General features: G+C 67.4%; 11 protein-coding genes. 6 read left to right on the forward strand and 5 right to left on the reverse strand.

What is annotated here, in order from left to right; genetic code table 11:
- Positions 1-5 precede the first annotated feature (5 nt).
- The 4 genes from G539_RS0120395 to G539_RS0120410 form a co-directional block, all read right to left on the reverse strand.
- Entirely contained in the window at positions 6-872 is an 867-nt protein-coding gene (locus tag G539_RS0120395) for a carbohydrate ABC transporter permease (RefSeq protein WP_051231834.1), read from the reverse strand.
- Positions 869-1,777, reverse strand: coding sequence for a carbohydrate ABC transporter permease (locus tag G539_RS0120400; protein ID WP_051231836.1), 909 nt, complete (start codon positions 1,775-1,777; stop codon positions 869-871). Before G539_RS0120400 ends, G539_RS0120395 begins: the two co-directional genes overlap by 4 nt.
- 97 nt (positions 1,778-1,874) lie before the next feature.
- Complete coding sequence (locus G539_RS25615) at positions 1,875-3,128, reverse strand: ABC transporter substrate-binding protein (RefSeq protein WP_051231838.1); 1,254 nt, start codon at positions 3,126-3,128, stop codon at positions 1,875-1,877.
- A 342-nt stretch (positions 3,129-3,470) separates the two neighbouring features.
- Positions 3,471-4,433, reverse strand: a complete 963-nt coding sequence (locus G539_RS0120410; protein WP_029076849.1) for a dihydrodipicolinate synthase family protein — start codon at positions 4,431-4,433, stop codon at positions 3,471-3,473.
- A gap of 196 nt (positions 4,434-4,629) precedes the next feature.
- On the opposite strand from G539_RS0120410, the gene G539_RS0120415 reads away from it, so the two are divergent.
- A complete protein-coding gene (locus G539_RS0120415) occupies positions 4,630-5,352 on the forward strand; it encodes a GntR family transcriptional regulator (protein ID WP_029076850.1) in 723 nt (240 codons plus the stop codon).
- A 16-nt stretch (positions 5,353-5,368) separates the two neighbouring features.
- Here G539_RS0120415 and G539_RS0120420 read toward each other — a convergent pair whose 3' ends face one another.
- On the reverse strand, positions 5,369-5,800 hold the full coding sequence (locus G539_RS0120420) for an SAM-dependent methyltransferase (protein WP_029076851.1): 432 nt from the start codon (positions 5,798-5,800) through the stop codon (positions 5,369-5,371).
- A gap of 681 nt (positions 5,801-6,481) precedes the next feature.
- Here G539_RS0120420 and G539_RS0120425 point away from each other — a divergent pair.
- The 5 genes from G539_RS0120425 (at position 6,482) to G539_RS0120445 (ending at position 12,504) form a co-directional block, all read left to right on the forward strand.
- Positions 6,482-7,819, forward strand: a complete 1,338-nt coding sequence (locus G539_RS0120425; protein ID WP_029076852.1) for an ABC transporter substrate-binding protein — start codon at positions 6,482-6,484, stop codon at positions 7,817-7,819.
- A gap of 206 nt (positions 7,820-8,025) precedes the next feature.
- Positions 8,026-8,940, forward strand: coding sequence for a carbohydrate ABC transporter permease (locus G539_RS25620; protein ID WP_245576927.1), 915 nt, complete (start codon positions 8,026-8,028; stop codon positions 8,938-8,940).
- Complete coding sequence (locus tag G539_RS0120435; protein ID WP_029076853.1) at positions 8,937-9,857, forward strand: carbohydrate ABC transporter permease; 921 nt, start codon at positions 8,937-8,939, stop codon at positions 9,855-9,857. Before G539_RS25620 ends, G539_RS0120435 begins: the two co-directional genes overlap by 4 nt.
- On the forward strand, positions 9,854-10,906 hold the full coding sequence (locus tag G539_RS26400) for a Gfo/Idh/MocA family protein (protein ID WP_051231839.1): 1,053 nt from the start codon (positions 9,854-9,856) through the stop codon (positions 10,904-10,906). Before G539_RS0120435 ends, G539_RS26400 begins: the two co-directional genes overlap by 4 nt.
- Complete coding sequence (locus G539_RS0120445; RefSeq protein ID WP_051231841.1) at positions 10,903-12,504, forward strand: N-acyl-D-amino-acid deacylase family protein; 1,602 nt, start codon at positions 10,903-10,905, stop codon at positions 12,502-12,504. The genes G539_RS26400 and G539_RS0120445 overlap by 4 nt, the downstream gene beginning before the upstream one ends.
- The last annotated feature ends 29 nt before the right edge of the window (positions 12,505-12,533 follow it).

Raw genomic sequence — 12,533 nt, forward strand, 5'->3', positions numbered from 1 at the left:
CCTGATTATTCCTTCACGGCGCCGCCCAGGAGGGCGGACGTGATCTGGCGTTCGAAGAAGACGAAAAGGACCAAGGGGGCGATGGCGGCGATCAGGATCGCGGCCAGCATCACCGGGTAGTTGGTGATGTGCTCGCCGACGAAATCCGTCAGGCCGACCGGCAGCGTCTTGCGGGCCGGGCTGTTGATGAACACGACCGGGAACAGGAAGTCGTTCCAGACCCAGATCATGTTGACGACGGCGACCGTGAACATGGCCGGCCAGGCGATCGGCATGGCGATGTGGCGGAAGATGCCGAACTCGCCGGTGCCGTCGAGCCGCGCCGCGTCGAAGAGCTCGCGCGGCAGCGTGACGAAGAAGGCCCGCATGATGAAGATCGAGACCGGGATGTTGAACGCCGCCGTCGGCAGGATGACGCCGAGATGGGTGTCGAGCAGCCCGGCATTGCGCAAGAGCACGACCAGCGGCACCAGCGCGACATAAGCGGGGATCGCCATCGCCGCCATCAGGCTCAGCTCGACGCCGGCCATCCAGCGCGGCTTGTAGACGGCGAGCGCATAGCCGGCGAGCGTCGCGACGATCACGGTGAGCAAGGTCGCGCCGGCCATGATCCAGAGCGAGTTCATCGCGTAGGTGCCGAGCGCGCCGCCGCTCCAGGCGCCGATATAGGCGTCGAAGGAGAAGGTGGTCGGCAGCGACCAGACGGAGCGCATGAACTCCTTGTTGGTCTTGAAGGTGCTATAGCCCATCCAGACGAACGGGAAGATCACCATCAGCACATGCGCGGTCAGCACGGCGAGCACGACGATCGTCGTCGGCGTGACGCGGGTGACGGGGCCGGACGCGGCGAGGGTTGCGGCGCGCTTGCTCATCGTTCGCTCCCGCCGCGCGCCCGCTTCAGATAGCGGAAGATGATGAAGGCGCCCGCCGCCGTCAGCACCATCTGGGCGAAGCCGATCGTCGCGGCGTAGCCCATCTCGAAGCTGCTGAAGCCGGCCTTGTAGAGATAGGTCGAGACCACCTCGCTGGCGTGGTTGGGGCCGCCATTGGTGAGCACGAAGACGAGCGAGAAGGTCTTCAGCGAGCCGATGATGGCGAGCAGCGTGTTGGCGCGCACCGCGTCCCAGACCATCGGCACGGTGATCGAGAAGAACTTGGTGAAATGGCCGGCGCCGTCGATCTCGGCCGTCTCGTAGAGCGTCTCGGGCACGTTGCGCACGGCGGCGACGAACAGCAGCACATAGAGGCCGAGATAGGTGAAGCTCATCACCACCACGACCGCCGGGAAGGCGGTGGCGGAATCGCCGAGCCAGCCGCGCTGCAGCGAGCCGAGGCCGAGCGCCTTCAGGCTCGCGTTCACCAGCCCGAAATAGGGATTGTACAGGAAGCGCCAGAGCAGGCCGATGCAGATCTCGCTGACCATCACCGGCACCAGGTAGAAGAACAGGAACAGCCGGCTGACGAATGGAACGATGCGGACCAGGCAATAGGCGATCAGCAGCGCCAGGAACACCTGCAGCACGATCGCGGTCGCGGCGATCAGGAGGTTGCGGCCGAGCGATTTCCAGAAGATAGCGTCGGTGGCGAGGCGCAGGAAATTGTCCAGTCCGACGAAGGCCGGGGCCGAGGCGCCGTCCCACTGGAAGAAGGACAGCCAGCCGGCATAGACGATCGGATAGGCGACGAAGACCGCGATGAGGACAAAGGCCGGCAGCAGGAACAGCAGCGCCGCCCGGGTCTGCTCTTTTGGCGCCACGTCGCGCGAAGTCGATGTCATGGATTTTCCTTGGGTCTTCCTTGGGCTTTCCGCGGGAGCTTCCTCGGAAACGCAGGCGGCGGGGTCGCCCCCGCCGCATGGTCGTGAACTGGGAGGACTACTGGCCGGCCTTGAGCGCGTCTTCGAGCTTCTTGGCGGCGTCTTCCGGCTTCACCGAGCCGTCGAGCACGCCCTGCAGGCTGGTGTAGTAGGCGTTGGTGGCCTTGGGCTGCATCGCCGTGTCGTAGAACGGATCGAGATGGCCGGCCGACTTCATCAGGCCGTTGCTGATGCCGTAGAGGACCGGGCCGGCGGCCGCCTCGGTGGTTGCGTCCTTGACGGTGACCATCGTCTTGCGCAGGTCGACATACTTGGTCATCACCTCGGGCGAGGTCAGGAAGCGCAGCAGCGTCACCGCGTCGGCCTTGTTGGCGGCCTTCTCGGAGATGCCGAACGCCGCCGCAACACCGGCGAGCACGTCGGTCTGGTCGCCCTTGCCACCGGCCACTTCCGGGAAGGCGAAGGAGGCGAGCTCGAAGCCCTCCGGCGCGTCCTTCGAGGCGCCGATCTGCCAGGTGCCGTTCAGCAGCATGGCGGCCTGGCCGTTCAGGAAGAGCATGTTGGCTTCCTGGTCGCTCATGCCGTTGAAGCCGATCGGGAAATAGCCCTTCTGGGCGAGGTCGGCGATGCGCGCGAAGGCGTCGGCGGCTTCCGGCTGCAGCGTCGCGTCGGCGTCCTTGTTGACGAAGGCGGCGACGGCGCCGGAGCCCTTCAGACGCATCTCGAGATACTGGAACCAGAAGGTGGCCGGCCAGGAATCCTTGTTGCCGAGCGCGAACGGGATCAGGCCCTCGCCCTTGATCTTCTCGGCGAGCGCGACGAGCTCGTCATAGGTCTTGGGGACTTCCCAGCCATGCTCGGCGAACAGCGCCTTGTTGTACCAGAACACGGCGGCGTCGACGTCGACCGGCGCGGCGTAGACCTTGCCGTTCTTGGTGGTCTGGGCGAGCGCGCTCTCCAGGAAGCTGGCGCCCCAGCCATCCTTGGCGAGGTCCTCGTCGAGCGCGTACATCTGGCCGCCATCGACGAAGGCGCCGAGGAAGCCGCCCGGCAGCGTATAGAACACGTCCGGCGGATTGCCGGAGGCCATGGCGGTATTCAGCTTGGTCTTGTAGGCGGACTGTTCCGCCGGCACGACGTCGAGCTTGATGTCGGGATGCGCCTTGGCGAAGGCATCGAGCGCGAAATTGATGAAATCGGTCTTGTCCTGCTGGCCGGCATAGGCGTGCCAGAAGCTGAGTTCACCGGCCGCCGCGGGCGCCGCGCCCAGCATGACGGCCACGCCCATGGCCAGAAGCCCCTTCAGTCGCATTACCCTTCTCCCCGACTTTGTCTTGGTGTGATCGCGTAGTCGTGTCACACAACGCTTCCCGTTTCCAGATCACCCGCGACCGGCGCGACGGCGCGGTGTTTTGCCGTTTCCAACGCCGGCGGCCGGAGTTGCGCGCGCCGTCGGGCAGAATCCAAGACGGACGCTACGGAAGGAAGCGGCGGCATCCGACCGCCTCGCGCGATCCTGCCCGGCAAGGCCGGGGCCGGCGCGGAAGCGCGGATTCCTGGGGATCTTCCCCGCGAGGCGCGTCCCTTCCCGCCGCCCGGGACGCCTCGCGAAAGAAAAAGGCCCTCGCGAGAGGGCCTTGTCGTTTCACAGCGGTCAGGCCGCGATCTTCAGCGCCGCTTCGAGCTGATGGCTCCAGCCGGCATACCACGCGTCGAACAGGGCGAGCTGCGCCTCGGCATAGCCGCGCTGGCTGTCGCTGAGCGCGTCGGCCTCGTTGAAGTTGAGGGTGTATTCGGCGTCGCCCTTCAGCACCATCAGGTGCTTGAAATAAAGCACCAGGTCCGGGCCCTCGTCGAAGGAGGACAGCACGGCGAGCGCCTCCTCCAGCTCCTGCGCGCGGACACGCGCCGCGACATCACCCTTCGCGGCGGCGGCGCTGAGCGCGACGAGGTGGAGCACCTCCTTCGGCAGCACGTTGCCGATGCCGGTGATCGCGCCGGTCGCGCCGCACTTGACGAAGCCATGGAAGACCGCCGTGTCGACGCCGACCATCAGCGTGACGTCGTCGTCGCGGCTGGTGATGTTCTCGGCCGCGTAGGTCATGTCGGCGGGGCCGCCGAACTCCTTGAAGCCGACCAGGTTCGGATGCTCGGCGCGCAGCGCGAAGAAGAGATCGGCGCGGGTGGCGAAGCCGTAATAGGGGCTGTTGTAGATCACGGCCGGCAGGTCCGGCGCGGCGGCGAGGACCGCCTTGAAATGGCCGCGCTGGGCGGCGGCCGACGAACCGCGCGACAGCAGGCGCGGAATGACCATCAGGCCCCTGGCACCGACCTTCTGGGCGTGCGCGGCATGGGCCACGGCGCTGGCGGTGTTGACGGCCCCGGTGCCGACGATGACCGGCACGCCGGCCTTCACCAGGCGCTCGACGCCCTCCATGCGCTGCGCGTCGGAGAGCAGCGGCCAGTCGCCCATCGAGCCGCAATAGACGACGGCCGACATGCCGGCGGCGACCAGCTCTTTCGCCTTGCGCACCAGCGCATCGAAATCGGGCGTGCGATCAGCCTTGCACGGCGTCATCAATGCCGGAATGCAGCCTGAGAAGATCGTGGACTTCATGGTGGTCTCCCTGTGAGCCGCGCGCGAGCGCGCATCCCGAAACAGCTTGGATCCCGGCCATTCTAGCATTTGTATTTTCTGTGTCGACAAATTTCGGAGTCGCGCGTCCGGCGGGCGCGCCGCGCCGGCGAGGCCGTGACGCGGGCCGCATCCTTGGCTAAGAAGTGACACGGGAACGCGAAGGGTGGCCGTCACGATGAACAAGCAGCGCGGCGCTGAGGGCGTCGACAATCCGGCCGGACACCGGCGCGGATCCGGCGTCGGACATGTCTACGAGGCGCTGAGGAACGACATCATCGAGCTCGTCCTGCCGCCGGGGAGCCCGATCGACGAGGTGCAGCTGGCGCAGCGCTTCGCGATGTCGCGCACGCCGATCCGCGAGGCGCTGGTCCGCCTGGCGGCCGAGGGGCTGATCACCACGCTGCCGAACCGGGCGACGATCGTCGCCAACATCGACTTTTTGAGCCTGCCGCAGTTCTTCGACGCGCTGACGCTGATGTATCGCGTCACCACCCGCCTGGCGGCCCTGCATCACCGCGACGACGACATCGAGCGGATCGGGGCGTTGCAGGAGACCTTCACTCGCGCGGTGGAGGCGCGGGACGCTCTGGCGATGATCGCCACCAACCGCGACTTCCATCTCGAGATCGCCCGCGCCGGCCGCAACCGCTACTACACGGAGCTGTTCACCCAGCTGCTCGACGAGGGCCGGCGAATCCTGCGGCTCTACTATTCTTCGTTCCGCGACGTGCTGCCGCGGGAATATGTCGACGAGCACGCGGCGATGATCGCCGCGATCGTCGCCCGCGATGTCGAGCGGGCCGATGCGCTCGCGAGCGCCCATGCCGCGCAGATCGTCCGCCACATCCAGGCCGCGATCACCGCCGAGGGCCGCGCCAACGCCGGGATCGCGCTCTGAGGGCGCCTCCTCGCGCCTAGGCGCGCAGGGAAATCTCGCGCAACGGCTCGCCGCCGTCGATGAAGAAACGGCCGGCAGGCGTGAGGGCAGCCCGGAGACGCTCCAGCGCCTGGCGCTCGAGTTCCGGATGCCGCCCGTCAAGCGCTCCGACCCGGACGGCGACGGCGAGATCGAAGGGCGCCTCCTCGGGCGCGCGCACAAAATCCTCGATCGCGACCCGACGCAGCACGAGGGTTCCGGCGGCCCGCTCGGCCGCCGACGCGGCCATGGCCTGGGCGATCGCCGTGGCGGAGCGATCGATGGCGAGGACCTGCCCGGGACCGATGCGGCGGGCGATGGCGCGCGCCATCGCGCCGGGGCCGCAGCCGATCTCGAGCACGCGCAGGCCCGGCTTCAGCGGCAGCGCCGCGACGATCCCGGCCAGCCTGGGAGACAGCTCCGACGCCATGCGTACCCCCCACCAATTGCTCCTCGCCCCACGATATCCGCGATTTTGCGCGCGCACCATCGCCGCGCCGGGCCGCCGAGACGGGCCGATATTGCGGAGCCCCGGATGCCGCGGCCGCCCGCCGCGACCCGCCATCGCCGCCGCCGCGCTTGACAGGTCGACGCCGGTCTTTTTAGTCTGGTTCACATAACAAATTCAAAATTCACCAGATGAACTTTACATCCCAAACCAACGCCCCCCCGGACATCGCAGTCCTGGCTTTCACCGATCCGGCAGCCAGCCGGCGGGCGGTGCCGACGGCAAGCGGCGGCTGGGTTTCCGAAAACCGTGCACGAACCCGTGATCGCGATTATTTTACGAGCAATATTATACGTTGATATTTGATAACGCTCGTCATTGCGTGATACAGCTCGACATGACGGGTCGGTCCGAAGACCGGAGCGCGCGAGGGCAGAGGGGCCCTCGGCCACGGGGACCGAAGGAAACGGGGACGGCATCCATCGCCCGGTCGGCGCCAACGCGCCGGACAGGGCCGGAACAAGGCTCCGGATCAGGAACGACCGGGCTTCGAAGGGCGGATCACACGCCCGCGAGGCCGGGAACGGCGGCGGCGAGGGCTCGGGCCCGGACCCTGGCGACTACCCAAACGGCTTCAACACCATCCACGGGAAGGGGTTCAGAATGACATCCAACAATTCGACGAAGCGCCCGGGCGGCCTCGATCGGCGCGCCTTTCTGAAGGCCGGCGGCGCCACGGCGCTGGCAGCCATCCTGGCGCCGGGCCTCGCGGGCCGCGCCGAGGCGGCGTTCTCCGGCACGCTCGACATGCTCGCCTGGGATTTCCAGCCCGACACGATCAAGACGCTGGTCGGCGAATGGACCGCCAAGGGCAACCCCGCCGTCAACGTCGCCGTCATCCCCAATCTCGGCTTCTCGCCGGCCCTGCAGACCCGCCTGCGCGGCGGCGACGCCATCGATCTCTTCTATAACTTCGCCTACAACTCGCAGAAGTTCATCGACCAGGGCTGGGCGGCCAAGCTGAACGATCTTCCCGGCGTCGACGACATGGTCGCCGACATGTTCGAGAGCGCCCGCCCCGCCTATGTCAACGCGGCCGGCGACATCATCAGCGCGCCCTATTTCTCGGCCGTGCACATGATGCACTACAACGACCGCATGCTGAAGGAAGCCGGCATCGCCGCGCCGCCGCAGACGCTGCAGGAGATCCATGACGCGTCGAAGGCGCTCAAGGACAAGAAGATCGTCGATAGCCCCTACGTCGCCTACTGGGTGAAGGAATTCTGCGAGGAATACCTGCACACCTACCTCTTGAACGAGGGCATCACCGCGTTCGACACGGCCGGCAAGCCGGTCTTCGCCGACGACCCGAAGACCGAGGGCGTCTTCGCCTGGTGGCAGACCATGTACCAGGACGGCCTCGCCCCGAAGTCGGTGCTGAACGACGATCCGGGCAAGCTCTCCAACGTGATGGCGCAGGGCGACGCCGCCTTCTTCGTGCTGCACCACTACTTCCTGACCTCGATCCGCAGCCTCAACGGCCCGGAATCGGCCAATGTGATGCAGAGCCCGATCGGCGGCTCCAACCACACCTTCCAGATCGGCGAAGTGCTGCAGCTCGGCCAGATCGAGGACGAGGAGCGCCGCAACGCCGCCTGGGACCTGATGAAGTTCTACGGCTGGAAGGATTCGGCCGGCAAGTTCACGGTCTTCAACCAGTGGGCCAAGGCCGCCGGCCTCGCCGCGCCCTATCCGGGCTTCTTCAAGGATCCGGACGTCATCGCCGCCTTCCCGGACTATTACGACCTGCCGCTGATCTCGAAGACCTTCGAGACCGGCTCCAAGGTCATCCCGGCCCGCACGCTGCCCTGGTATCCGGACTTCCAGGCCAAGGTCGGCGACATCGTCCACGCCCTGCTGCTCGGCCAGGCGACGCCGAAGAAGACGGTCGAGGACCTGACCGCCGCGGCGAACTCCGCCCAGAAGGGCCGCAGCCTCTAAGGCTCGCGCGCCGTTCTTCGCCTCTCCCCGAGGGGAGAGGCCGACGGCCGCAGGCCGGCGGGTGAGGGTTCGCGCCCTCGCCGGAGAAAGTCCTGCGCCTCGCCTTAAGGGACGAGATGCGTGGAAATACGCGCCGGGAGGCATGGTCCGACCGACCCTGCCCTCCGGCGCCCAAGATCCCCAGACAATGCCTGAAGGGAGTGACCGTGGCGGCCTCACCTACATCCAGCGGCGCCCTGAACCGGGGCGACAGGCTGTTCGGCGTCAAGCTGACGGCGCCGGCCGGCGTCATCCTGGCGGTCCTGCTCCTAATACCGACCGTCCTGACCATCCTCTACAGCCTGCACGACGTGCCGGCGAACGGCCGCAGCCTCGGCCCGTTCGTCGGGCTCGAGAACTACACCATCGTGCTCGGCAGTTCGGTGTTCTGGCGCTCGGCCTGGGTGACCTTCGTCTTCTCGGTTGGCTTCGTCATCTTCTCGACGCTATTCGGCCTCGGCATGGCGATCCTGCTCAACCAACGCTTCGTCGGACGCGGCCTCGCCCGCGCCCTGCTCATCATTCCGTGGGCGACGCCGTGGCTGGTGATCGGCATCCTGTGGAAGTGGTTCGCCGACGGCAGCGTCGGCGGACTGAACGCGGTGCTGCTGATGCTCGGCGCCACCACCGACTACTACGACTTCATGGCCGACCCGAACTCGGCGCTGGTGCTCACCATCATCGCCGCCGTCTGGCGCCAGGCGAGCTTCGCCGGCATCCTGCTGCTCGCCGGCCTGCAGACCCTACCGGAAGACCTGAACGAGGCCGCCTCGCTCGACGGCGCCGGCGTCTTCCAGCGCTTCCGCAACATCACCCTGCCCTGGCTGAAGCCGGCGCTGGTCACGGTGACCGTGCTCAACATCATCTACGCCTTCCTGCAGTTCGACGTGATCTTCGCCATGACCCAGGGCGGCCCCGGCGACGCGACGCAGGTGCTGTCGATCCTGATCTACCGCCAGCTCTTCGGCGTCACCCAGATCGGCCTCGGCTCGGCGCTCGCCGTCATCCTCGGCTTCATCGCGCTCGCCGGCGGCCTCCTCACCGTCAAGCTGCTCTATCGTGCGGAAAGGCAATCGGCATGAGCGACATCGCCCTCACCCGCACCTCGCGTCGCCGCGGCAAGGCCGCCACCGCGGCCGGCCTGCAGCGCAGCACGACGGCGACGGTCATCCTCTATCTCTGCGTCGCCGTATTCGCCGTCTGGATCCTGCTGCCGGTCTGGTACCTCGTCGTCTCCAGCCTGATCACGCCCACCCAGCTCGGCGTGAAACCCTTCCCGATGATCCCCTCCAGCATCACCTTCGACAACTACCTGTCGGTGCTGACCGGGGCGACCGGATCGAAGGGCTTCGGCAGCACCGACATGGGCGCCCGCCTGATCCCGGCGATCGGCCAGAGCTTCTTCGTCAGCTCGGTTCTGGTGATCCTGAACCTCTTCATCGCCGGTATCGCCGCCTACGGCCTGTCGCGCTATCCGTTCACGGGATCGCGCGGGTTCGAACTGGCGATCATCGTCTCGCGAGTCGTCCCGGCGATCGCCATCATCGGCCCGTTCTTCGTCGCCTTCCGCGTCGTCGGCATCCTGAACACGCCGTGGGCGCTGATCATCAGCTACAACGTGTTCACGCTGCCGCTGGCGATCATGATCTTGAAGAACTACTTCGACCAGATGCCGCGCGAGATCGAGGAAGCCGCCAAGATCGACGGCGCCTCGCGGCTGCAGACGCTCTGGATCATCATCGTGCCGATCGCCCGCCCCGGCCTCGTCGCCGCCGGCGTGCTGATCTTCCTCGAGTCCTGGAGCGAGTTCTTCTATTCGCTCGTGCTGACCAACCAGCTGACGGTGCCGCCGCTCCTCGCCGGCTTCCAGTCGGTGCAGCAGTTCAACTGGAACTCACTCGCCGCCGCCACCGTCATGTCGATGATCCCGCCCGTCGTGCTGGTCGTCATCTTCCAGCGCCACGTCGTCGGCGCGCTGACCGCCGGAGCCGTGAAATGACGAAGTCCATCCGCGCAGGCGTCATCAGCGCCGGCGCCTGGTCGCAATCGAGCCATCTGCCGGCGCTCGCCGCCCATCCCGACGTCGAGCTCGTCGCGCTCTCCAGCCCGAACGGCGAGACGGCGAAGAAGCTCGCCGCCGACTTCGACGTGCCGCTGGCCTTCGCCGACTGGCGCGACGTGCTGGCGGAGCGGCCCGACATCGTCGTCGTGTCGAGCCCGCCTGTGGCGCATGAGGAGCAGGTGATCGCGGCGCTCGAGGCCGGCGCGCATGTGCTGGTCGAAAAGCCCTTCGCGCTCGAGGCCGGCGCCGCCCGGCGCATGCGCGACACCGCCGAGCGGGTCGGCCGCGTGTTGCTGGTCGGCTTCGGCTGGCCGGCGGCGCCCGGCTTCGCGCTCTCGAAGGCGCTGATCGACGCCGGCGAGATCGGCGCGGTCGAGCAGATGACCATGCATCTCGCCGTCAATACGCGCGCGCTCTTGATGGGCGGCACCGATGGCGGCTGGGGCGGCGACGGTTCGTCCGATGCCTCGACCTACACCGACCGCAAGGTCTCGGGCGGCGGTTCGGCCGCCGTCTCGATGTCGCACCAGCTCGGCCTGATCGAATGGCTGGCGGGCGAACCGATCGTCGCCGTCGGCGCCAGCACCTACCCACCCGGCCGCGAGATCGACCTGCACACCACCGTCAACGCCGATTTCGCCGGCGGCGGCTCGGCGGCGATCAGCAGCGCCTCGACGCATGCCTATCTGGCGCGGCCGCAATGGCACATGGCGCTCTACGGATCCAAGGGCCAGATCTGGCTCGATTCGATCGCCGACCATGTCCGTCTGGTGCGGGCGAATGGCGACGTCGTCGAATACGGCCCCGACGAAGCGTCGGGCCTGTACGACGCGGGGGCGCCGACCAAGGCGCTGATCGCCTGCGCGCAAGGTTCGCCCGCCCCCGCCGGCCTGACGGCCCGGCTCGCGGCGCATGTCGTCGCCGTCACCGACGGCATCTACGAAAGCGCCCGCACCGGGCAGAGAATACGGATCCCCACAGAATGACTTCTGAGACCACGCTCTTCTCCGGCGGCATCATCGTCGACGGCCTCGGCTCGGAACCCGTGCGCGGCGACGTGCTCGTCGCCGGCGACCGTATCCTCCGCGTCACCGACGGCAGCGAAAAGCTCGAAGCCGACCGGGAGATCGCCATCGACGGGCTGATCATCGCCCCCGGCTTCATCGACATGCACACCCATTCCGATCTGCAGGTGCTGGTCCAGCCGGACCACACCTCGAAGATCACGCAGGGCGTGACCACCGAGGTGCTGGGCCAGGACGGCCTGAGCTACGCGCCGATCGACGAGGCGACGCTGGCCGAGCTGCGCGCCCAGCTGAAGGGCTGGAACGACGACCCGCCGGGCTTCGACTGGAACTGGCGCTCGGTCGCCGAATATCTGAAGCGGCTCGACGGCAACACGGCCGTCAACACCGCCTATCTCGTGCCGCACGGCAATCTGCGCATGCTGGTGATGGGCAACGCCCCCCGACTCGCCACGCCGGACGAGCTGGAGCAGATGAAGGCGCTGCTGCGCACCGCGCTCGAGGAAGGTGGCGTCGGCCTCTCGACCGGCCTCACCTATGTGCCGGCGATGTATTCCGACACCGACGAGCTGGTCGCGCTCTGCGAGGTCGTGGCCGAATATGGCGGCTTCTATTGCCCGCACCACCGCAATTACGGCCTCGACGCGCTCGGCGGCTATCGCGAATGCTTCGAGATCGCCCGCCGCTCCGGCGTCGCGCTGCATCTCGCGCACACGCATCTCTCCTTCGAGTGCAACCGCGGCAAGCTGCCGGAACTCCTGAAAATGCTCGATGACGCCATCGCCGACGGCGTCGACCTGACCTTCGACAGCTATCCCTATCTCGCCGGCATGACGACGCTGCTGTCGCAGCTGCCGGGCTGGGCGCTCGCCGGCACCGGCGAGGAGCAGATGGCCCGCCTGCGCTCTCCCGAGCAGCGCGCCAAGATCATCGAGGCGCTCGACGTCACCGGCTCGGACGGCCACCAGGGCCTGACCGTCAACTGGTCGACCGTGCATGTCGTCGGCACGCCCGGCGCGCCCGGCCTCGAATGGGTGATGGAGACGGACCTCGCCGCCGCCGCGGCCAAGGTCGGCAAGAAGCCGGCCGAATTCGCGCTCGACATCCTGGTCGCCACCGAGCGCAGCGCCCCTTGCGTCTTCTTCATCGGCCATGAGGAACATGTGCGCGCGCTGATGCAGCGCGACGAGCACACCGTCGGCAGCGACGGCATCCTCGTCGGCGACCGGCCGCATCCGCGCTCCTGGGGCACCTTCCCGCGCATGCTGGAAACCTATGTGCGCGAGGAGAAGGTCCTGACGCTCGCCGAATGCGTGCGCCACATGACCAGCACGGCGGCGAACCGCCTGCGCCAGCCCGATCGCGGCCGTATCGCCGAGGGCGCCAAGGCCGACCTCGTGGTGTTCGACCACATGACGGTGAAGGCGCACGCCACCTATGAGGTGCCGCGCCAGGCCGCCTCCGGCATCTTCCACGTGATGGTGAATGGCGAACTGGCGCTTAGGGATGGCCAGATGACCGGCAGCCGCGCCGGCCGCGTCATCCGCATGCCGTCCTGACCGCTTCCTCCTGAGAATTCGAGAACAAC

Source organism: Kaistia adipata DSM 17808, from assembly GCF_000423225.1.
In the GTDB taxonomy this organism is placed as follows: domain Bacteria; phylum Pseudomonadota; class Alphaproteobacteria; order Rhizobiales; family Kaistiaceae; genus Kaistia; species Kaistia adipata.